This window comes from Nostoc sp., from assembly GCF_036916575.1.
Lineage (GTDB): Bacteria > Cyanobacteriota > Cyanobacteriia > Cyanobacteriales > Nostocaceae > Nostoc.
In genome coordinates this window covers 1-22,601 of record NZ_JBALGC010000038.1, presented here as the reverse complement: position 1 = coordinate 22,601, position 22,601 = coordinate 1, and the positions used below count along the sequence as shown (strand labels likewise).

Genomic DNA, 22,601 nt, shown 5'->3' with positions numbered 1-22,601 from the left:
TGCCTGTGAAACTACTTTACACTGCTTTACAATTTTTAATCAAGTTTTATTACTTCAGTAAAACTGATATTAAATATTAGTTTTTCTTATTGAAAAAGTAAAATTGCGAACAAGCGACAGTTATTCGTGTTTGCTGGTGTTCAAAATACATAGAACACGGAATTTATATAGGTTTACTCTGGTGTCAGCGTTGAAGAGATAAAATAGAGTTGTGATTGACTCTGAATAGAGAGTTGATATTGATTACTACCGAAATTAGGAGGGGAGGTGTGACATGACAATTACTCTAAATCACACCATAGTGCCCGTCTATGACAAAGAAACATCGGCGAGGTTCTTTGCAAAAATTTTTGGTTTAGAGGTCGAGGTTCCCGTTGGTCACTTTGCTGCTGTGCATATAAATGATGCACTGACGCTTGACTTCGGCGACGCTGAAGCGTTCGAGTCGCATCATTATGCGTTCCATGTCAGTGATGAGGAATTTGATGCAATTTATGCACGCGTCAAAGAGGCGGGTATTGAATACAGTAGCGACCCCATGCATCAGAATAAAGGACAAATTAACCACTGGAACGAAGGTCGTGGCTTCTATTTCTATGACCCCAATGGTCATAACCTAGAACTGTTGACCCGTATGTAGATTTTTGACATCAACTTATGGATTACTTGTTGGTTTTTCAGCACGTACTGTACTCGTTTGCGGCATTATTATTCAGAATATACTACTGGCAAACCTTTCAGTAACTATTAGTTGTTAATTTCAGATTTGACAGGCTTAAACTCTTTATGAAAAGGACTTTGGGAGGCAACAAGCTCATAATTAGCATAAGAAGTACTGAAGACCCTACTTCTTTACTAAAAAATATGCTGTAGCATATTCAGGCAATTGGCTGATATCCTGCCCAAATTCTTTTTTATTCTTAAAAATACCTGCCAAAAAATCAAGTTGATAAAGATTGGGTAAAAATGCTCCACCTGTATCGGCAATGACTCCCATTTGCAGATGTTTGCGACTACCTTTAGTATGCTCAATTACAATCACTTTACCTAAACCGATATTCAAAACATCTCCAGCAAAAGTGACTCCGGGTTTGATAGAAATTTTTGCATCTATTTTATATCCATAGCCTTTAATAGCATCAACTTCTCTAAAATACCAATAACGCTTTTGTGCTGTTGCCTTCAATCCGCGAATATAAGACATTCCATTATTTCTATCTACATTAAAAAATGCTTTATAACCATCTGTAAAATTAATCAGTATTGTTCCTTCCATAATTGCTTCTTCTAAGCCATTTCTGGTCAGATAAGCGAGACTTGTAACTTTTCCAAATTCTCTACCACCTGGTTCATAAATACCAGACAAAACATCCTGCTTTGTGTATCTGGTGTAGAACTTATCGTTATTATAGTTTTCTTTTAAGCTATAAATTGGTGTATTAAAAGTAGAGGTTTGATTGCGAGAACCGGAGTGAGTAAAGACAGCATATTTGGTAATTCGTAATTGTTTTTGCTTTTTATTATTTGGGTTATAGGCAGACCATTTAATGACTCGAAAATTGGTATTGATAAATTTAGGGTCTTGTAAACGAGTAGCTCGATTATTAGCAATATCCTCCTTTAAGACAGCAATCATGAAATCCAAAGTTTTGAGAACATCTGGTACAGTAACCCCTTGAGTAGCAAGGATTCCTGTACGGAGAATATCTGAGTCTTCTGAAGCGTAGTCTTGAAAATATTTTCTAGTATTAACGATAACAGTTAATAAATCCCCTTGATTCAAATTAATCTTGCTATTTGGTAGTTTTACTGGAGTAACAACCTGGCTGCCATTAATGCTAAATTTATATTTTTTGAACTCATCGACAACTGGATAGGATGCAGATGCTGCTAACAAATTATGCCGAGATGAAAAAGCGTTTTGCTTGCTTATAATTTCATAAGATGTTTGTTGAGCAGCAAAATAATTTTGAAATTTTGAGGTGAGGGGATGAGCAGCTTGATTTGAGGTGAGGGAAATCTGTGATTGAGGTGGGGCAAGATTTTCTTGCTGACTAAAAGACTGATCTTGTTGAGCTAGCTGTTTAGTTTTTAACTGAGTAGATAAATGGCTACTGGCTAAACTGACAAGTAATAAACCAGCGCAACTTACTGTGAGGCAGAATTTTTGGCTGAATAAGATATTCATAACTTGGAAAAGAAATTCTTAATTGTCTATTACTATCTTCACTCCGTGACGCTGCACTTCGGCAAGGCTCAGTGACCACGCGAACAATTTTTAATTTTTAATTGTTTAAGTTTCTATCACCTCACGCACTAACTGCGCCAACTTTTCGGCACTATCGGGAACTGCGATCGCCTTTGCTTTTTCCCCCATCTTTGCTAATTCTTGCGGTGACTGCAACAAATTCAACACATTACTTTGCAATGCTTCAGTTGTCAACTGTAATTGCTTCAACGTTAACGCCGCACCAGATGAAGTAAATACGTCTGCATTATAAGATTGATGGTCTTCTGCAGCAAAGGGATAAGGAATCAAAATCGCTGGTGTTCCACACACTGCTAATTCTGTCAAGCTACCAGCCCCAGAACGACTAATAGCTAAAGAAGCTCGTTGCAACAACGCTGCCATATTGTTGTAAAAAGGTAAGGCGATGTACTGTGGATGTTTGAGACTATCTGCTTCTGGATCGCGATCGCCAGTTAAATGTACTATATATGCACCTGCATCAAACCAAGCGTTTGCAGATTCGCGCACCAACTTATTAACTGCAACTGCACCCTGGCTACCACCAAAGACGACAATTAAGGGAACACCATCAGGAATAGCTAAATCCAGTGGCGCATTAATTGCCCCATCGATAAATTGCGCTCTTACGGGAGTGCCAACAAAGACATTTTTGGCACGGGGTAAATACTTAGCAGCTACTTCAAATCCTAAGGCTACTGCACTACACCAAGGGCCAAAAAAGCGAGTTACTTTACCAGGTAAAGCGTTAGATTCATGGAAAACCACGGGTAAACCGAGGGAACGAGCCGCAATGACCGCCGGCCCGGCAATGTAACCACCTGTGGTAAACACCCCTTGAAAATTTCCCTGTTTGAGAATTCGTCTGACTTCTAGAATCGAAAGGGCGAGTTTACCCAAAATGCGAACCGAGGAGAGTCCAAACCCTTGCTGAAACCCTTCAACTGCAATAGTATTCAAAGGATACTGTTTGGGGACAAGTTCAGTTTCTAGCCGATTGGGTACTCCCAGCCATTCTATTTGATAATCTGGAAGTTTTTCTGCCAGTGCGATCGCTGGAAACAAGTGTCCACCAGTCCCACTGGCAGCTATTAATAATCGTGTCGGTGCGTTTGCCATCAAACCTCTACCGTTTAGCGCCTAGCTTAACTAAGATAAAACAATTTCCTTACTTTCTCTAATCAAATCAGTAAACTCTTACCAATGACTAACATTATTACCGCCTTAATGAGACGCCAACTCAGATTTCCAGCAAATATCTGGCTGGTTTCGTTCCTGCTGACCATTGGTTTAACAAGTGGTTGGCAACGCACTCAAGCGACGACACCACAGCAATTAGTCCAAGCTGGTACACCCCAAAATGCACCAGCCGAACTGAAAAACCTGTTGACACAAATTGATGCAGCCGCAAGTAAGGGCGATGTTAAAGGAGTGTTGCAATTCTACAGCCCCAATTTCACTCATGGAGATGGATTAAACCTCCAAACCCTGGAAAGGTCTTTGATTTCACTTTGGCAACGATATCCTAAATTGCAATACAGTACAAAATTGCTATCTTCAAAACCTGAAGGCAATGGGATTATTGCCGAAACTGAAACGAAGATAACTGGCTTACCCTCCGGTAACAGTAATAATTTGGCTCTCAATGCCACAATTAAATCGCGTCAGCGCATTGCAGGCGGAAAAATCGTCCGCCAAGACATTTTGTCAGAACGCACTCTACTTACCTCTGGCAGCAAGCCGCCCCAAATTGATATTAAATTACCACAGCAGGTGCAAGTTGGTCAGAAGTATAATTTTGATGCGATCGTCCAAGAGCCACTTGGTGATGATTTTTTACTAGGAACGGCGCTAGAAGAATCTATCCAACCAGATAAACTTCTTAACCCCACACCCGTGGATTTGGAATTACTGACATCTGGCGGACTGTTTAAAGTAGCACAAGCACCATCTATCCCTGGTAACCAATGGATTTCTGCTGTCATCTTGCGGGGCAATGGGATGACGATGGTAACTCAGCGCCTGCAAGTGGTGAAGAAGTAGAGACGCGATTAATTGCGTCTGTACAGGAGTTAGGAGTAGAGACGCGATTAATCGCGTCTGTACAGGAGTTAGGAGTTATAGACCGACTGATGATAAATTATGAACGATGAAACTTGTGCTAATTCATAATTCATAACTATTAACTCCTCACTCCTAACTATCCTAATGACTTCCCTGAAAAATCAAATCATTTTGATTACTGGTGCAAGCAGCGGTATTGGTACTGCTTGTGCGAGAATCTTCGCTGGTGCAGGTGCAAAACTGATCTTAGCAGCACGACGGTTAGAACGTTTGCAGCAGCTAGCAGATACTCTCAATAAAGATTTTAGTACTGAAATTCATTTGTTAGAGCTAGATGTGCGCGATCGCAACGCTGTCGAATCTGCCATTTCTACTCTCCCTTCTGCTTGGTCTGACATCGACATTCTGATTAACAATGCTGGTTTAAGTCGTGGTTTAGACAAATTGCACGAAGGCAGCTTTCAAGACTGGGAAGACATGATTGACACTAACGTTAAGGGTTTACTTTACCTTTCCCGCTATGTCGTTCCCGGAATGGTGAGTCGCGATCGCGGTCATGTGGTAAATTTAGGTTCCATTGCCGGACATCAAACCTATCCCAGTGGCAATGTCTACTGTGCTACCAAAGCTGCGGTAAGAGCAATTTCTGAAGGTTTAAAACAAGACCTGTTGGGAACGCGAGTCCGTGTAACTTCCGTTGACCCGGGGATGGTAGAAACGGAATTTAGCGAGGTGCGCTTTCACGGAGATACTGAACGCGCCAACAAAGTCTACCAGGGAGTTACACCACTGACAGCAGATGATGTGGCTGATGTGATATTTTTCTGCCTGACGCGATCGCCCCATGTCAATATTAATGAAGTTGTGCTGATGCCTGTTGACCAAGCTAGCGCTACCCTAGTTAACCGACGAACATAAAAATAACCCATCTTAGAGGTTGTTTGAAAAGTGTTTCGCTGTGACTTTAGGCACTTTTAGATCCCCCCTAACCCACGCCAGTCGCTCCACTTGGGGAGACCCCAAGACCGCACTGGCTCCTCCGCAGGCGACTGCTGTTAGTGCAGCCTCTTCGTTAGCGTACCCCTACTCTTAAGCAAGCTACGCGCAGCGTCTCCAAGAGTTGCGGTAGCGTACCCCTACTCTTAAGCAAGCTACGCGCAGCGTCTCGTAGAGAGGAACGAGCGTCCGCAGGAGCGTCACCCGTACCCCTACTCTTAAGCAAGCTACGTGTAGCGTCTTTGATAGGAGAAAGGTGCGTTACGCTGGCGTGACAAAGTTAAATTGTTGCAATCATGGTGATGCCTGCGGTAAATGCTCGCCAACCCATTTGTTATTTCGACGAACTAATTTGTTATTTCGGCGTACCCATTTGTTATTTCGACGAACTAATTTGTTATTTCGGCGTACCCATTTGTTATTTCCGCGTCTCCATAACGCAATACAGTTCAGTTAAGCTTTTTTCTCTCCCCCTGCTCAAGAACAGCCTGCCTTAACAGATAAATTTCCTTAACCCAAGCATATTGCTCCATAACGCACCCTAAGGGACTTCCAAGGATAAAATCACCAAATACAATAATAATCATTCTTCTCTTCTTCAGAATGATTACTGTTATTGTTTAAACCTCGCTTCTTGGTTTTTGTTGATTAATTATTAATTTATTCTTTGGAAGTCCCTTAACTTCATGACAAGCATTCAGGCTACACTGATTACAACTAAATTTGTTACCTCGATTTGAACCAAGCCGCAAATCCTTCCCTTTCCTCTAAGGAGAAAAAATGTCGAACCACTTTACTGGACTCAATCTTGGTCCACCTCTCGGGGATCAAAGACTCGACCTCTGCGACCTTTACGCATTCCAGTCGCCCACGGACCCGTCGAGGACTGTGATCATCTTAAATGCAAATCCGACTGCCGACGCGCTCCATCCTGACGCCATTTACCGCCTCAACATTGATAATGACGGAGATTGCCTGACGGACATCGCGATTAGTTATGTGTTCTCGCCACCGCAAAACAGTATGCAGACCGTCAACGTCTTCGTGGCAAAAGGCCCGGAATCTCGCTCGGTCGAAGCTGTTGGGACGAAGATCATCGCCGATGCCGAGGTCTCCTTCGGCGCCCAACCCAACATCGTCAAATCCGACGCCTACACGTTCTTTGCCGGTACTCGCAGCGACGCTTTCTTTTTCGACTTCGACGGAATCAAGAATCTGTTCGATACCTCAGGCGGCAGGAATTTCACGGCACCTCACCTGGGCGGCAATTCTCCGTGGACCGGCGTGGATTCAAATACGGAAGCCAATGTGTTCTCGACAGTGATCGAGCTGCCGACAAGCGAGCTCGGCGCGAACCCGGAGATCCGGATCTGGGGGCGGTGTAGCGTGTTCAAGGACGGTAAACTGCTTCATGTTGATCGCGCTGGTCACCCGAGCGTCAGTAGCTTCTTCAATACCGACGACACCAAATTGGAATACAACGCCAGCGAGCCGATCAACGATCGCCAGCGCTGGATGGATCAGTTTGTTCACTTGATGGGGCATACGGGCAATTACACCCGCGAAGAAGCAATCGCTGCGATCGACGCAGACCGCATTTTGCCCGACATGCTGTGCTTCAATCCTTCAAAGCCCGCTAAATATCCAAACGGCCGCGTTTTTACTGACGACGTCATCGAGCATCGCCTCGGCTTCCTCTCCAAGGGCGATATTCCCCCCACTGACCTCAAGCCGCACACTGACATTCTCAAGGAGTTCCCGTATATTGGCACGCCGCATCAGAAGAAAAGCTAACGGCGCGCGCACCAAAGAGACCATTTATAAAGTAAATCAAAAGTTAGGGTGTGTTACGGCTTTAGCCTAACGCAACGTGTATATAGCGGTGCGTGATAGCCAAGAGTCATGTTTTTTGTGACAAATTATATCGAAATATGCACTTAAGACAACGCCAGTTGCTGCTAACCACTTCAACCATTAGTTGAAGCGCTCGCCAAGGGCGTAATTACAGGTTATCGCTGCCAAAATTGCTATATTCATAGCTCTCGTAGAGGCGATGTCTACGACGGGCTATGACACTCAAATGATCGCTAACGCTTCTCTACCAGACGCTGCGCGTAGCTTGCTTAAGAGTAGGGGTACGCTATCGGCGTCGCTTTTCACTCTATCTTCTGCACCTACACTTAACGAGGTAAAATATCATCTAGGCGAAGTTGGAGATGGGGCAAAAGCGGTGAATTAATTGATTGGTTTAGCCGATATTTTTGTTGAATATAGGTGTCTTCAACCAGTTGACAGACAGTAAAGGTAGGTTGTTTGGGTTTACCAATAAATGCCACACCGCCTAATCCTCGATAATCCACAATCCAATATTCAGGAATGCCTAAGAGAGCATATTCTTCAACCTTGCGAGCATAGTCAGTTTCCCAGTTGCTATTAACGACTTCAACCACCAGTTGAATCGAACGTCCCAGCGTAATTACAGGTTCTCGCTCCCAAAGTGGTTCACGGTGGAGAACGGTTTCATCGAGAACCACAACATCAGGACGACGAGCTGTGGCAGCATCTGCGAAAGGGTAAATTAAACAGGTGCGAGGAATAAACCAGGGGAGTTGTTCTGCAACAAGGTAGATACCAATTTGGGTTGCAAGTTTGCCACTCACCGTTTCGTGCGGGCCAGTGGGTTCTATGTCAATTAGTTCTCCATCTGCCAGCTCATAGCGGGGATTTTCTCGGTATTGAGAGAGAAAATCTTCAAAGGTAAGGGTTTTTGCAAAGATATATGTCATCAAGTCAATGTCCTGTTTAATCAACCATAATAATCACCCTCCGACATGAACGCCAGGACGCCTGTGAGGATTCTTTTCAGCCCGACGAAGTACTTCACGGGTGACCACAGCAATATCCCCCTCCCCAAACAAGATAAAGCGCAGTAAGTATTGTATGGGGTTGCCCTCAACCCAGCCAAAGTAGGCATGGGGAATCTTACCTGTTTGGTCACGAATATAAAGCAGTAAAGCCGCGATCGCATTAGGTACTGCTGCACTTTCAGCCCGGAGGATGTGGTAATCACCAACTTGCACCCCTTTTACTTTGATCACATCCGCAAATTCCGAAGCATCGGATACCTTAATTTCTAGAAACAGAATTGGATCGTTGGGTGGAATATGGTTGTCCTCGCGTACCTCTTTCTCTTTCATAAAATACTCTAGGACATCGCCCTTATTCAATCGATTAGCAATCAGCCGGATCGCTCCCTGGCTTTCTTCGGCAAGGAATTGGCCAGCAAGTTCGTCAACTTCGATCCGCTCTGTTCGCAGTTCCGTTGAACGCCAAACACGAGAAACCAGCGAGGTAAAAATGATCGCCCCGATGAAAAACCCAGCTATCCTAATCCCTTCTGGTCTTTCGATGATATTGACAACAGTAGTATATATAAACAACAGTGTGATGATTCCAAAGACGAGTTTTGCCCGCTTCTCTCTGTGACGGTGGGCTGATAAGGTGACGGCAAAGGCAGCTGAGGTAATCAACACAAGCACACCAGTTGCATAAGCCCCACCTTGAGCTTCCACATTTGCCCGGAAGATAATTGTGACCACAAAAGCGATCGCTGTGTAGACTAACACTAAAGGTCGCGTTACTCGGGCCCAATTGGGTGCCATGCCATAGCGTGGTAGGTAGCGAGGCACAATATTCAGCAGCCCTGCCATTGCAGATGCACCTGCAAACCACAAAATGGAAATAGTACTTAGATCGTAAATTGTGCCAAAGCCATTGCCTAGATACAGATGTGCTAAATAAGCAAGAGCCCGTCCGTTGGCTTTGCCCCCAGATGCAAATTGTGCAGCTGGAATCAGGAGAGTGGTTATAAAGCTGGTGGTAAGCAAAAAGAAGCTCATAATCATAGCAGCACTGGTGAGCAGCCTGCGTGTATTCCGAAGCCGCCCTTTGGAATGCTCTTGAGTGTCGTCACTGCTGCTCCCTTTTACCAGGCCCATAACAGTCACGCCAGTCTCAAAGCCTGACAATCCCAGTGCTAGCTTGGGGAATATCAAAAGAGCGATACCGATTAGTATCAAAGGGTTGGAATGGCTTGCAAAAAGTGCAGTCTGCCAGTTAGCGATCACTCCCGGGTGAGTTAGGATCTGATACACACCGACGCTAACGACAATGAAGTTTAACAGCAGATAAACTCCCACCAAAACTACTGCAATACCAATTGCTTCTCGGAAACCTTTGAGGAAAACTGCACCTAGTAATGCAACTAATACCAGGGTAATTTCAATCGTCTGATTGTGAAGCCAATTTGGAGCCAGCGGATTTTCGATGATATGGGCTGTAGCATCAGCAGCCGACAGGGTAATGGTAATAATAAAGTCGGTTGCCACAAAACCTAGTAGGCACAGCACAAGTAATTTGCCTTGCCACCAAGGGAGCAAACGCTCTAACATTGCGATCGACCCTTCACCATGAGGGCTTTCGGCAGCAATGCGCCGATAGATTGGCAATGCTCCAAAGAGCGTCAGCAAAACCAAAACCAGGGTAGCCACAGGAGAAAGAGCGCCAGCTGCCAGTGCTGCAATTCCAGGTTGATAGCCAAGAGTCGAGAAATAATCTACACCAGTCAAGCACATCACTTGCCACCAAGGATGCTGGCGATGTATTTCTTGCTTGCGGTGAGGTCTTTCCTTCTCTCGTCGGTCTTCTTCAAGCAACCAGCGGATGAACTGTCTGCTGAGGCGTTTTGTTGAAACAATTGATTTAGCCATCAAATACGGTTGTGTTGCAAAAGTCGGCTTTGTGATTTTTTTAAGCCTTTGTGGTTTATTAAAATTTTCAACTACAAAGATATAGCACTATATATTGTAGATTAAGCATCCTGTCCAATTTATAAAATAATAGTAGCTGTTCGTAATCGTCTAGGGGATCAAGAGCAATTGCAGCTTCTGGTATCAGAAGAATCAAGACTGTAACCGTATATTTTTTGATTTACGCTTTCGCAACCTTAGCACCTTTAAGCTGCATCAGTTCTAAAAAAAGGGCGCTGCTAAATAAGGCAGGTACGCAATTAACAAATCTGCCCTAACACTAGTTGGTATATCTAAAGAAAATCTGAGTAGATAGGGAAAATTAGAATTTTCTCAAAAACTCGTAACTTTTGGTCGCACATAAGTGCGGAAATTGTTTTGATTTTGTTGTAGTTATATAGTTTTTGTTTATTAAAAAACGAAAACTGGAAATGTTCAATGGTGTAAACTTAATTGGGTTTGCTAACCCTAATAGAGAGTTTTTTTCAACAGAGGCAATGTCTGGTGACAAGCTGCTTTAGCTCTACGCATCTAATACTTTACTACGGACAAGCGCACTTCTGGTAATAGGTTTAAAACAGGCGATCTCTACGACAGGCTGTGACGCTCGTGACACTCAATAACTCGTTGGCGCAGCCTCTCGTAGAGAAGAGGCTGCGCTATCCCCTTGGCGTCTCCCCAACTCTTGGAGACGCTCCTTCGCGTTGGCAGAAGACTCGGTTTAGCTTCTCTACGAGACGCTACGCGTAGCTTGCTTAAGAGTAGAGGTACGCTATCGATGACGTACCCGGAATAATCACACTCTCTTAAAGGCGATCGCAATCGCATTGTCAATCAATACAATCGTATTGTTAGTCGATACAATCGCATTCTCAATTGATACAATCGCATTGTCAATCAATACAATCGCATTGTCAGCCGATACAATCGCATTTTCAGTCGATACATTGATGCATTAAAGATACGCCCCAGTTTAAACTAAACTCAGCGCCACCTTTAGGGTATGCCAAGCCAAAGTTACACAATTAACCCGCATCGGATATTGGGAAACACCGTGGATAATATTGAGCTTCTCCAATGGCGGCTCAAACTGAGTATGTCCCGTTACCATCTTGTGGAACTGTTCTACCATCAACAGCGCTTGTATGATACTTTTACCTTTGATAGCGATCGCCATAAACTCAGCACAAGCAACACACAATGCACAACCTGCATCTTCAAATTTAATGTCTGCAATTTTGCTTTCTGTTTCATCTAGCGTCAGCGTCAGTAATTTTTAAATAATACGATCACTGTGCAAAAGCCGATCGCAATAAATCAACTGCGATAATTAACTCATCTGCTTGTAAATTAGTATCTGTATGGCGCCTATCTCCTAGCAAACGGTGAAATTCAGTTATCGGGAGTTGGCGATTGCCGTTTACTTTGCTAATCACTACTGCATCAAGTGCAGCCAAAGCCACGCACATATCCGAAGGATGAGTAACAATACACTGTTTGCTAGCACCCAAGATTGCGTAAATGCGATTGAAACCTGCGATCGCACCCCAACCCGTACCAGGTTCGCGTTTATTGCAAGCCATCGCCGGCTCGTAAAAATAGTAGCAGCATGTTCTTTACATCAAATTACCGCCAACCGTTACCATATTCCGCAACTGCTCAGTTGCCCCTGATAAAAAAGAGTAGACATTGTTTGCTGAACGATAAATTATATTTTTACACATTTGGGATGCTCCCTACTATCGCGCTTTTTTCTACTTCTTCCTTGTGAATCGATATATTTTCATATAAGGCCAATCAGCCTCATCTTTCAAGTTATATAAATCACTCATTTCTCTTTTAAAAACATCTTTTAGTTCCCAATCAAATTCGCGATTAACTATCACAAAAACTGTATCTGCATTTTTGGTCATCGTACTAAGTTTTTCTGGCAGATTTTTTCCCTTTACAGTTTTTAGAATATATTCTGGTGCATATATAGTTGATGAATCTCCATAATATTGGAATAATCTAGGCTGTCCAAATAACAATATAGATTTTGCAGATTCATTTCGATATTGTAGAAGGTAGCGAACAGCCGAACGGTAGTCATCTTTTGCATAGGCTGGATTTAAATAGTATTGAAAATTTGAATAAACATTCATAATTAGCAAAGAAATAGTAGCTAATTTGGTAACTTCAGGCACTATATATTTCTTATTACGACGTTGGTAATTATGTAAAAACGCTGATGGAATCAGAATGGCAACTGGTATACATAGATAAAAAGAATGGCGCGGTAGCCAATTAATTTTGGTCACCAGAGCAAACATAAAAGCTAGTAAAAATGATGTGACCAAAAGGGATGTGAAAAAGTAATCAGCCCGTTGATATCTTTTTTCATTTCGGTGTTTTAATAAACTTGTTATTAAAGCTAGAGAAATCACAGTAATCACAATAATAAATATTAATAAATGAGGCCAGTACCCAAGTAAAATTTTTATCTTTTCCTCATCACGTAATTTCTCCAGTGGTGGTCCATAGGATGTCCCGACTAATATACCGTAGATCACAAACATAATGTTTTCAACTATGGGTAATCCACTACGAGTCACTGTAGTAGCTGTTGGATCAGATGCGGCAGGTGAAGACAAATAGAACCAAATCATTGGGGAAGAAAAAACTACTGGAGGTATCCACCATTTGATCCATTCTTTTAAGTTTCTATAAACAACGGCATGAGAGAAACAAATGGCTGAACTAAAAATTATTGTCAAAATACTGCCAAAACTTCCTATGGCAGTCAAGATCCCAAAAAGCAATTGTGAAATAATTTTATTACTCTTATCTACACTGAATGAATAGCTAAAGAAATATATTTGAAGTGAGGCTATAAATATTAATAATGCGTAAGGTCTGGCATCTTGGCTGTAGAATACGCTGAAAGAACTAACTGCTAGGATCATGGACGACCATAAGGCATGTTTTTTTCCATAAACACGTAGGCTAGTAAAGAATACGGCAATTACAGAGCCAACTCCCAGCAAAGCCGAGAGCGATCGAATGGCAAATTCACTATCTCCAAAAACTGAACGCCAATAGAACAAGACTAAATAATAAAGCGGTTGGTATTTGTCACCAGCTTCTCGATTTATAATTGTGAAAAGGTTTTCTTGAACGCTTGTACCATCAGATAAAGCTAAACTCCAGCCTTCATCAAACCAAAGACTTTGATTTTGCAACAAACAGAAACGCAGAAAAATACTAATTATGATAATAAAAAAAACAACAAAATAGTATTTTGACTGTTTCATCTAAATCTCCAAAGCACTGGTACACAAGATATACAAGTTTTTAAGCATGAAAATCCCACCCTAGAGTTGAGTGAGAGATTGTAATTATTGTCTCTATTCTGGGGTGGGAGGAATTTTCCTATGGAAAACTTTATCACAGAAAAGAGTATTTTGTTGTGTAGATGATCAAGTCACTACAGTAAACCTTTAAAATCTCTAACAGATAAGTAGGTAGATTGGCATGAGTGAAATTACAGAAACGATTTTCAGCAAAATTATTCGTCGGGAAATTCCCGCTGATATTGTTTATGAGGATAATTTGGCCTTGGCATTCAAAGACATCCACCCCCAAGCGCCCGTTCACATTGTCGTCATTCCCAAAAAACCCATACCCACACTAGCTGATGCTGAATCTGAAGATCACGCTCTGTTGGGGCATCTTTTGTTAACTGTCAAACGTGTTGCAGAAGTTGCTGGACTGAAAAACGGTTATCGAGTTGTCATCAACACTGGTGATGATGGTGGTCAGACAGTCTACCACTTACATGTGCATATTTTGGGAGGACGGCAGTTAAACTGGCCTCCTGGTTGATAAAACCCGATGAATTGTGTCTCTAGACACGATTCATCACTAAAAAAAATCACTTTGATCATTGAGGTTTAGACCAATTGCTAGAAGTAGGTCTAACGGTTTAGGTTATCGATGGTTTATACCCATGTTTTGGAATCTAGCAGACAGGGTGTGTAGAGTCTGCTTGACCTCTGATAAATTAAATGACCAATCCAAAAACCAGTAAGAATGTCATCATAGTTATGGTAAGAACATTCTGGAGACAAGACAACGGTTTACGCACGCCCTTTAGCACGGTTAATTGAGCAGTTGCAACGCTTGCCGGGAATTGGCCCCAAATCTGCCCAGCGACTGGCTTTGCATATTTTGAAGCGGCCAGAAGCAGAAGTTGAAGCTTTGGCACAAGCTTTAATCGAGGCAAAAAAGCAGATAGGCTTGTGTTCTGTTTGCTTTCACTTATCTGCTGAACCTGTTTGTGAAATTTGCCGCAATCCCAACCGTGATAACAGCACTATCTGTGTTGTAGCAGATCCTCGTGATGTGATTGCGTTAGAAAAAACCCGCGAGTACAAAGGTAAATATCACGTTTTGGGTGGGGTGATTTCGCCAATTGATGGAATTGGACCAGAACAGTTGACTATACTGGCTTTGCAGCGGCGGGTGAGTCAGCAAAAACCTCAAGAAGTGATTCTGGCAATTAGTCCGAGTGTAGAAGGGGAGACAACAACACTGTATATCGGTCAGCTATTGAAACCATTTACCAAGGTGACGCGGATTGCCTTTGGTTTGCCTGTAGGTGGTGATTTAGAGTACGCCGACGAAGTGACCTTGGCAAGGGCATTGGAAGGACGCCGGGAGTTAGATTAGGCTTAAAGAAATTTTAGATTTAAGCCTTTGCCATCAACCCAGAGGACAGGTTTTTCTTGATGTGCACCAGTGGCAAAGTTGGTAACTGGTATAACAAACCCACCATTACGAATTATTTTTACTAAGTTACGCCGTTCTCAAACCTAACCTTCAACCCCTTCTCTACTAGCGTTGGGGAGTAAGATTCAAAGCCTCTTAGGAGCAAGGGAGGGTTTGGAGAGGGATTCCAAGAATAAGTTGCACATCGCGTTAAGTTTCAAAGGATTAATTTGGCTTACCCGTAATCGTGAATGCTGCCCAGTAGTAAGGATGATTATAAAGATTTTTATCTGATGCCATTTTACTATTTCTATATAGTTGTGTCGCTAAATAAGTTTGAATTCGTAATTCTTCAGGATGGAGATTATTCAAGATATCTTCATACCATTTTGTCAGTTCTCCAGCAGTTAGTTCTTTCAGCCATTGTGTTGCTTCAGCTAAAGCAGTAACTGCTGATTTATTGGGCTGCAATCGTCGATAAAACTCTATCATTACCAAGGCACTAGCTGAAGATTCTACACTCCAGAGAGTACTTACTACATGAGTAACACCCTGACTCACAAAACCACTGACTAAACTCACATATTCGCTGTTGATAGTGTGGTTGCTAGTAATTAAATTTTCACAGACAGAGAGAGTAATAAGGTTGTAACTTGCCAGATTTTGTTGGCAGATTTCATCTAGAGTAAGTTTTTCTTCACCTGCTAATGCTAATTCTGAGTTTTTAGGTTCAACCAAATTATTAGTGGCATGACCCGTAAAATGAAAGATGTTGTAATTATCAAATAAGGCATTTTCGACAATATTTTTTGTGGCTTGTGATCCTTGAATTCGTTGGATATTATGGAACATCTGGCTAACAATTTCAGACTCAAGTTTGGCAAATTTCAGTGTGGGATAACCTGTACTCTCAGGATGTTCAACACTAAGCAATAACTGATTTTGCCACTGCCTAATATCTTCAGTTTTTATTGATAAACCTATTTGGGCACTAGGCAGATAGGTGACGGTGAAATTTGAGTCCACATTCGGTAACTCTTCCTGAGATGGGAAAGAAAGATGGAAAAGGGTATGAATGGGCAATCTGTACAAGTCACAGTGAGGAATTAAAACCAGTTGGGTGATGCTTTCGAGTTCCTGTGCAATGGTGGAAATATTCAGGATTTCATACAGATGCAATAGCTTCTGTTCCATATCAACTCGCCAAGAATGCTGGCTTTTACTTTCCTTGTCTTGAGCCGTGCTGCGATATTCTTGGTATTGTTGATGCCAATCTTCTAGCCAACTTTCAAATTCAATTAGGCGTTGCACTGCTTCGGGTAGAGGCAATTCATTTAGACGAATAGCGTCCTCTCCTAAAGGTATTGCCCCAGGATCTTGCATGGGTGTAAACAGGAGGATAGGTGATGGCGCTTGGTCTTTGAGAATGAAAGTATGTAGGGCGACTGGACTAATATGCCAGTAAATAATTGCTGTTGTGGGATTGAATAGTTGTTGGATTGCACTATAATGAGGTGAGTAAATATCATCATTCCAGCCAGAAAGCAACCAGTTTAAACAAGCATTTTTGCCTTGTTCGGCAATTTCCCAAGCTTCTACTAAATCACCTGACTCTACGGCTAAATCAACTGCCAATTGTTCAAAGCCTGCAAATTTTAGAGCTAGCTGTTTTTTACTTTCGTCAGAGCGAGTTTCTTCATTTAGTAATTGTCGCAACAAATCTGTAGCGCGTTGCAGCAATTCTTGAACTTGTGTTGTTTGTCCCAAACCCATCAGCACTTTGCTTAGAGATTGCAAAACTTCTAAGTGCAACTGGGGAAAATATTCTAGTGTGAGGGTTAACAGCGCTTGATGGTACTCAGATGCGGCTTTGCGCCAATAATCACGGGTATTGGTATGTTTCTTTCCTTGATCGTAGTAAGTATTTCCGATCGCAACATGCAATCTACCCCAACCTTCTGGGTGGGTATCTGTCCGCAGATGTTTTAACCCTTCTTCGTAGCTGGCTAGTTTCCCTTCGTAGCCGCCCTGTTGTAAGGCGGGATTTGTCGCTGTTATACTACTTGAAATCAGCAATGTCTCAGCATTGACTAAATTACCAATCGCAGTTCCCCGACCAATCCAAGCTTCCCAATAATCTTGTTTAATTTGCAAAGCGTTGTCATAACAGGCGATCGCTTCGGCAATTTGTTCTAAATAAAACAATCCTACTGCCTGATTATACCAAGCTAAGTGGAAGTCGGGTTTAATGGCGATCGCTTGCTTATAGGAGGCGATCGCTTCAATGGGTTGCCCTAAGTTGTCTAACGCTATACCCCGGTTGTACCAAGCTAAGTAGAAGTCGGATTGAACTGATAGTGCTTTATCCCAGGAGGCGATCGCTTCTGACCACCTTCCTAAATTAAACAGGACTACACCTCGGTCTATCCAGACTTCGTGGTAGTCTGGGTCAATTTCTATAGCTCTGTCGTAAGATCTAATCGCCTCTGCAAATTGTTCGCTTACAGCTAGGGCTATGCCTCGGTGATACCAGTTTTCCTGGTCTTCTGGTTCCAGATTTAGCGCTTGGTCATAACTGGAAATAGCTTCCGGTAGCCAACCTAACTTCAGCAGCGCTAAACCCTTGCTAGACCAAGCTTCTTGGTAGTCTGGCTTGATTTCTATGGCTTTGTCAAAAGAAGCGATCGCTTCTTCAAAGTATCCTAATTCTCCGAGAGTTCCACCCCGGTTATACCAAGCTTTGTAGAAGTCGGGTTTCAGTTGTGTGGCGGTTTCGTAAGATGCGATCGCTTCATCGAAACGTTCTAAATGAAACAACGTCAAGCCTCGATTAAACCAATATTCGGAAAATTCGGGTTGAAGTTCAATGGCTTGGTCATAAGATGCGATCGCGCCTAACAAATCACCTGTTTTCGCTTGGCTTAGACCTTGGTAAAACCACCCTTGAGCCTGAGTAACAGGTTCATCACCATGCCGCTCATTTATACCAGGAGAATTGCTGCTTTGAACTGCCAAATTAGAAGCAAGTTGCTGGACTAAATTGGTACTTTGATCCAATCTCACCCACAACTCATCTAATGTATTAGCCACATTTGGCTCTAAATTCGTTAAAGTGTTATCCCAGGTTTCCACTGAGTCAGACGTTGCTAATTCAGTCCTTTGTCTAGGGGAAAGGAGATTTGCCGGTTTTATAATTTGAACAATTTCTTCTTCATCGCCGAACCTCAGTTCGGCTAATGAAGTGATTGAATCTTTCGCTGCGGGGAGAGGGAGATTTTCGGGGATTGTGGTTTGAGCATCTTCTCGTTCATCCTCCAATACCAGTTCCTCTAAGTTCTCGGTCAATCTTTCCTCAGAAGAGGCATTTTGGGGTGCTGAAGTTATTGGTTCAACATCTGGCAGATCATATTCCCATAACTGTTCACCTAAGCTACGGATTAGCTCTTGTCCAGGCGAAGTTAGGAGAATTTCTTCATCGGTTGTAGTTTCTACGACATCTGGTTCATCATACTCCCATAACTGTTCGCCCAAATTACGGAGCAGTTCTTGCCCAGGAGTGGTTTCTACGACATTTCGCTCATCATACTCCCATAACTGTTCGCCCAAGTCGCGGATCAGTTCTTGCCCAGGAGTGATTTCTACGCCATCTTGCGCCTGATTGTCCTGATGTTCTCTGTGTATGGGTGAGTTTTGCATTAGGCGGATGCCAATGTCATAGGCAACATCTCCAATTCTGCCGACACCAAGTTCCCCCAATTGCACCATCTGTGTTGCTAATAGAGGATTCGGTGTGGGTGAAGCTAGCAGGCTATCGCCAAACATCACCAACCAATCTATCCAGCGTTCAGCCGGAATGCGATTCTCGATCCGTTGCAGATACCTCAATGCCCACTGTCGTCCTCGTGCTTGATGCACGCCTTCTAACAATTGGATAAACAATTGTTCCAGATCCGCATTGGTTAGTTCTGGTAGTACATCCACCAGATTGTGTCCTCTCGCACCCTTGAGAGAACTAGTCTGCTTACTTTCAATAAGGCGCTTTAAAAACCTTTTAAGCGACTGCGATATCCGCCTGAGCATCTGCCACACTCTTGGATTTTCTTTTTCTAGATTGTAGCCATCGTTGTGTTAAAAAAATCATCAATTACGTAAAAACTCATTAGATCCAGACAGCGCTTTCGTCGCAGGTTAGCAAAAAATATACAAAATTTCAAGAGTATAGCATTACAACGTTACAATTCCCAGATTCAACTCTTAAATTTTGACTCTGCCAAGCAGTTAATTTTCTGTTTGCTCTGTAGTCGATTGACCACCAGGATATAATTGATTAATCAATGCCTGGACAAGCACTTGTGGATCGTCTGTTTCAACGGCAAGCTGTTGAGCAATCTGCTGGCGTAAGTTTTCATCTTGCTGCAACATCACAAACAACTCTTCTAGGGTGACAGTTTGGTATTCTCCCTCCGGGAGGTTCTCTGGCGCATCTGCTGACTCTGATACTGGGGCGGTTGGCTCAGATGGCAAATTCGTGCTGACAACATCTGGCCCTTCATATTCCCAAATTGGTTCGCCTTGATTGCGTGTCAACAACTGCATCCCGATACTATAGGCTACATCTCCGATTTCTCCGATGCCCAACTCACCCAGTTGCACTAACCGGGCAGCTATTTCATTATTGGGTGTAGGTGATGCGAGCAATCTGTCGCCAAAGCGCCCTAACCACTCAACCCAGCGTTCAGTTGGGATGCGATGTTCAATATTATGCAACCACTTCTTTGCCCATGCTTCCCCTCGTGCTTGATGTACTCCTTGCAACAGTTCGTTGAAGAGAAATTCCAGATCCGTATCGCTTAGGGGTGGTGCTGGTTCTTTTTGCACATTCCCCCTAGATTTTGAGGCAGTCTGTTTTCCACCAAACAAGCTCTGAAAAAGCTTTTTGAGCCATTGAAATAGCCGCTTGAGCATCTGCTGCACCATCGAATATTGCTTATCCTAAGATTGTAGCGATCGCACTGGACTATGGCGCTAGTTCAGTCAATAAAATGTATAGTCATTAGTTATTAGTTCTTCTTTTCTTGCTCTCCTGCTTCTTTGCTCCTCATCTCCTTTGTCCTCTTCTGTGAGGTTTAATACTTAACATTGCTCAACATTGGCTCAACTGAGTATAGGCGATGTTTAATAATTTAAACTAGGCGATAGTCATATTGACTCGCACAATCATATCATTGAAATCTTTGTCACCACCACTTGGTAAATCCTCAAAGCCAAAAACATTATTCCCTAACAAGCGAATGTGATCTACTTTATCAGCGTTAGCTCCCAAGAATGGGAAGTAAACAGCTGGATCGTTATTTGGATTGCTATCAAGTAAAGCATCAGGCGTACCATTAGTAATAATAAATGGTACAAAGATAGAACCTGGCTGGAAAGCTCCTGTGTAAGTTGCACTACCTTGATTATTAACTGTCAAGTCAATGCCTGCAACCCGCCCACGAACTGCGGCTTCAGTATAACCAGCTTGTCCGGTGAGAATATCTGCTTTGCCATCTGAATTGGTGTCAATGCCACCATTCTCATCAGCTACTTGATAAAAGCCGATGAAATTATTGAAAGCCGCTTCTCTGTTGACGACAAAATCAGCTTTTACCTGACTTGTGACACCGCGCAAATCAATCACTTCTCCTTGGGGGTTTCCTTGGAGATTTGTACCCAGAGGTAATGAATCATTTGTGGACTGAATTTTTACCACCAGATTATTGAAGTCAGCAGCGTTATTACCACCATCTTTCCATGCAAGGGAAAAGTCATCATTCCCCAAGTCTGTAATCTTTTGCGTTAAAGGATTAGAAAATAGTATGTCTGTGAGTGAAGTTACTCCAGTCCGTACAGCATCAGTTGTGCTATTTTTCACCAAATAAAATCTGAAGTTATCATCGGAGTTAAATTCCAACAAATGTGTCAAATTGTTGGTATTAAACCCATTGGGAAGATTGGCAATAGCAGAGAAAATTACCTTAGCTCGGTCTAAAGCTGCTTGGGCATAACCTGCTGCGCCTGGAGCAATACCATTGATGTTACCTTGAGCATCGTCAACGGTAAACACTCCTATTTCATTTACAAGATTAGAGCTTTGTCCGGTGAGAGTAACTTGAAGTTTTGATTTGCTACTGTTATTAGAGATTTTAAAGATATCATCCGCAATTTTTGAAAGATTAAAGGTAGGTGTGCCATTATTGGGTTTGACAGCTAATGCAAAGGTGTCAGTGGCACTTACACCATCATTATCTTTAGCTTGTACCTTAATTGTCAGATTGACAACATCGGCGTTAGTTGGTGTACCGCTAAATGTGCGCGTAGCTGCATTGAATTTCAGCCAGTTAGGTAGATTACTGCCATCTTGTAGAGTTGCTGAGTAACTCAGACTATCATCTGCATCAACATCAGTGAAGGTATTAGCATCAAAAGTAAAGCTGAAAGCTGTATCTGGTTTCGCTATTTGATCAGCGATCGCATTTTGTAAGGTGGGTGGATGATTTACGTTGTCTATCTTTAAAGCAAAATTAGCAATGACTGTTTGATCTGATGTATCGGTTGCTGTCAATTTAATTTTGAGAACACTGACATCAGCCTTAGTTGGTGTACCGCTAAATGTGCGCGTCGCCGCATTGAATTTCAGCCAGCTAGGTAGATTACTGCCATCTTGTAGAGTTGCTGAGTAAGTAAGATTGTCTCCAGCATCAACATCATTGAAGGTATTAGCATCAAAAGTAAAGCTGAAAGCTGTATCTGGTTTCGCTATTTGATCAGCGATCGCATTTTGTAAGATGGGTGTATCGTTTACACCAGTCAGGTTAATATTTAAGGTTTTGTTATCGGTAGCAGTAGCATCGCTAACTGTAACGGGAAATCCTTCTATAACGTTGCTTGTCAGTGCTTCAATTCCACCATCATCAGGTGTAAAGGTATATGCTCCGGTGCTAGTGTTGAGGCTGAGTGTACCGTAGGCTCCGGTTTTGGTTACAGTTGTGCCATTAACTGTACCACCATCAATACCGTAGGTCAGGGTTTGTCCGCTATCTCGGTCATTAGCGGCTAATGTACCAGTTTGAGCCGTAAAGGTGTCATCATTAGCGGTATCAGTGTAACTAATAGCAATGGGAGTATTCAGGGTCGGTATATCGTTTACACCAGTCAGGTTAATATTTAAGGTTTTGCTATCATTAGCAGTAGCATCGCTAACTGTAACGGTAAATCCTTCTGTAGCGTTGCTGGTTAGTGCTTCAATTGCACTATCAACGGGTGTAAAGGTATATGCTCCGGTGCTAGTGTTGAGGCTGAGAGTACCGTAAGTTCCGGTTTTGGTTACAGTTGTGCCATTGACTGTACCACCATCAATACCGTAGGTCAGGGTTTGTCCGCTATCTCGGTCATTAGCTGCTAATGTACCAGTTTGAGCCGTAAAGGTGTCATCATTAGCGGTATCAGTGTAACTAATAGCAATGGGAGTATTCAGGGTCGGTGTATCGTTTACACCAGTCAGGTTAATATTTAAGGTTTTGTTATCGGTAGCAGTAGCATCGCTAACTGTAACGGTAAATCCTTCTGTAGCGTTGCTGGTTAGTGCTTCAATTGCACTATCAACGGGTGTAAAGGTATATGCTCCGGTGCTAGTGTTGAGGCTGAGTGTACCGTAAGTTCCGGTTTTGGTTACAGTTGTGCCATTGACTGTACCACCA

Annotated in this window: 16 protein-coding genes; 6 read left to right on the top strand and 10 right to left on the bottom strand. The window is 42.7% G+C overall.

Annotation, left to right across the window (positions count from 1 at the left end; all coding sequences use genetic code 11):
* Positions 1-274 precede the first annotated feature (274 nt).
* Positions 275-640: a VOC family protein gene (locus V7L29_RS10105; RefSeq protein ID WP_334689310.1), complete on the top strand. Its 366-nt coding sequence runs from the start codon at positions 275-277 to the stop codon at positions 638-640.
* Between the two features lie 204 nt (positions 641-844).
* Here the strand turns inward: V7L29_RS10105 and V7L29_RS10100 are convergent, their stop codons facing one another.
* Complete coding sequence (locus V7L29_RS10100) at positions 845-2,188, bottom strand: hypothetical protein (protein WP_334735355.1); 1,344 nt, start codon at positions 2,186-2,188, stop codon at positions 845-847.
* A gap of 105 nt (positions 2,189-2,293) precedes the next feature.
* Complete coding sequence (murG, locus tag V7L29_RS10095; protein WP_334735354.1) at positions 2,294-3,367, bottom strand: undecaprenyldiphospho-muramoylpentapeptide beta-N-acetylglucosaminyltransferase; 1,074 nt, start codon at positions 3,365-3,367, stop codon at positions 2,294-2,296.
* Positions 3,368-3,451: 84 nt separating this feature from the next.
* Between murG and V7L29_RS10090 the strand changes: the two genes are divergently transcribed.
* From V7L29_RS10090 to V7L29_RS10080, 3 genes are all read left to right on the top strand, one after another.
* On the top strand, positions 3,452-4,291 hold the full coding sequence (locus tag V7L29_RS10090; RefSeq protein WP_334735353.1) for a nuclear transport factor 2 family protein: 840 nt from the start codon (positions 3,452-3,454) through the stop codon (positions 4,289-4,291).
* 165 nt (positions 4,292-4,456) lie between these two features.
* Positions 4,457-5,230, top strand: a complete 774-nt coding sequence (locus tag V7L29_RS10085) for an SDR family oxidoreductase (RefSeq protein WP_334689314.1) — start codon at positions 4,457-4,459, stop codon at positions 5,228-5,230.
* Between the two features lie 858 nt (positions 5,231-6,088).
* On the top strand, positions 6,089-7,102 hold the full coding sequence (locus V7L29_RS10080; RefSeq protein ID WP_334735352.1) for a DUF4331 family protein: 1,014 nt from the start codon (positions 6,089-6,091) through the stop codon (positions 7,100-7,102).
* A gap of 386 nt (positions 7,103-7,488) precedes the next feature.
* On the opposite strand, the gene V7L29_RS10075 is transcribed toward V7L29_RS10080, so the two are convergent.
* From V7L29_RS10075 to V7L29_RS10055, 5 genes are all read right to left on the bottom strand, one after another.
* Positions 7,489-8,094, bottom strand: a complete 606-nt coding sequence (locus V7L29_RS10075; RefSeq protein WP_334735351.1) for a Uma2 family endonuclease — start codon at positions 8,092-8,094, stop codon at positions 7,489-7,491.
* A gap of 33 nt (positions 8,095-8,127) precedes the next feature.
* Complete coding sequence (locus V7L29_RS10070) at positions 8,128-10,077, bottom strand: amino acid transporter (protein ID WP_334689316.1); 1,950 nt, start codon at positions 10,075-10,077, stop codon at positions 8,128-8,130.
* A gap of 1,012 nt (positions 10,078-11,089) precedes the next feature.
* Positions 11,090-11,380, bottom strand: coding sequence for an iron-sulfur cluster assembly scaffold protein (locus V7L29_RS10065; RefSeq protein ID WP_334735356.1), 291 nt, complete (start codon positions 11,378-11,380; stop codon positions 11,090-11,092).
* A gap of 25 nt (positions 11,381-11,405) precedes the next feature.
* Entirely contained in the window at positions 11,406-11,699 is a 294-nt protein-coding gene (locus V7L29_RS10060) for an FAD binding domain-containing protein (protein WP_334735350.1), read from the bottom strand.
* 171 nt (positions 11,700-11,870) lie between these two features.
* Positions 11,871-13,409, bottom strand: coding sequence for a glycosyltransferase family 39 protein (locus V7L29_RS10055; RefSeq protein WP_334689318.1), 1,539 nt, complete (start codon positions 13,407-13,409; stop codon positions 11,871-11,873).
* 220 nt (positions 13,410-13,629) lie between these two features.
* On the opposite strand from V7L29_RS10055, the gene V7L29_RS10050 reads away from it, so the two are divergent.
* Both V7L29_RS10050 and recR read left to right on the top strand, forming a co-directional pair.
* Complete coding sequence (locus V7L29_RS10050; RefSeq protein WP_334735349.1) at positions 13,630-13,980, top strand: histidine triad nucleotide-binding protein; 351 nt, start codon at positions 13,630-13,632, stop codon at positions 13,978-13,980.
* 288 nt (positions 13,981-14,268) lie between these two features.
* Complete coding sequence (recR, locus tag V7L29_RS10045) at positions 14,269-14,826, top strand: recombination mediator RecR (RefSeq protein WP_334689320.1); 558 nt, start codon at positions 14,269-14,271, stop codon at positions 14,824-14,826.
* A 264-nt stretch (positions 14,827-15,090) separates the two neighbouring features.
* Here the strand turns inward: recR and V7L29_RS10040 are convergent, their stop codons facing one another.
* From V7L29_RS10040 to V7L29_RS10030, 3 genes are all read right to left on the bottom strand, one after another.
* The gene (locus tag V7L29_RS10040; protein ID WP_334735348.1) at positions 15,091-18,945 is read right to left on the bottom strand and encodes a CHAT domain-containing protein; all 3,855 of its coding nucleotides are present in this window, start codon (positions 18,943-18,945) and stop codon (positions 15,091-15,093) included.
* 198 nt (positions 18,946-19,143) lie between these two features.
* Positions 19,144-19,830 carry a hypothetical protein gene (locus tag V7L29_RS10035; protein ID WP_442944164.1) on the bottom strand — a complete coding sequence of 229 codons (687 nt, stop codon included), beginning with the start codon at positions 19,828-19,830 and terminating at the stop codon, positions 19,144-19,146.
* A gap of 223 nt (positions 19,831-20,053) precedes the next feature.
* On the bottom strand, positions 20,054-22,601 hold a 2,548-nt coding region (locus V7L29_RS10030; RefSeq protein WP_334735347.1), incomplete at its 5' end, for a putative Ig domain-containing protein.

Bases quoted from the DNA above. Each gene is read 5' to 3' on its own strand.
- V7L29_RS10105 (WP_334689310.1), top strand. From the start codon at position 275: ATGACAATTACTCTAAATCACACCATAGTGCCCGTCTATGACAAAGAA.
- V7L29_RS10100 (WP_334735355.1), bottom strand. From the start codon at position 2,188: ATGAATATCTTATTCAGCCAAAAATTCTGCCTCACAGTAAGTTGCGCT.
- murG (WP_334735354.1), bottom strand. From the start codon at position 3,367: ATGGCAAACGCACCGACACGATTATTAATAGCTGCCAGTGGGACTGGT.
- V7L29_RS10090 (WP_334735353.1), top strand. From the start codon at position 3,452: ATGACTAACATTATTACCGCCTTAATGAGACGCCAACTCAGATTTCCA.
- V7L29_RS10085 (WP_334689314.1), top strand. From the start codon at position 4,457: ATGACTTCCCTGAAAAATCAAATCATTTTGATTACTGGTGCAAGCAGC.
- V7L29_RS10080 (WP_334735352.1), top strand. From the start codon at position 6,089: ATGTCGAACCACTTTACTGGACTCAATCTTGGTCCACCTCTCGGGGAT.
- V7L29_RS10075 (WP_334735351.1), bottom strand. From the start codon at position 8,094: ATGACATATATCTTTGCAAAAACCCTTACCTTTGAAGATTTTCTCTCT.
- V7L29_RS10070 (WP_334689316.1), bottom strand. From the start codon at position 10,077: ATGGCTAAATCAATTGTTTCAACAAAACGCCTCAGCAGACAGTTCATC.
- V7L29_RS10060 (WP_334735350.1), bottom strand. From the start codon at position 11,699: ATGGCTTGCAATAAACGCGAACCTGGTACGGGTTGGGGTGCGATCGCA.
- V7L29_RS10055 (WP_334689318.1), bottom strand. From the start codon at position 13,409: ATGAAACAGTCAAAATACTATTTTGTTGTTTTTTTTATTATCATAATT.
- V7L29_RS10050 (WP_334735349.1), top strand. From the start codon at position 13,630: ATGAGTGAAATTACAGAAACGATTTTCAGCAAAATTATTCGTCGGGAA.
- V7L29_RS10040 (WP_334735348.1), bottom strand. From the start codon at position 18,945: ATGCTCAGGCGGATATCGCAGTCGCTTAAAAGGTTTTTAAAGCGCCTT.
- V7L29_RS10035 (WP_442944164.1), bottom strand. From the start codon at position 19,830: ATGCTCAAGCGGCTATTTCAATGGCTCAAAAAGCTTTTTCAGAGCTTG.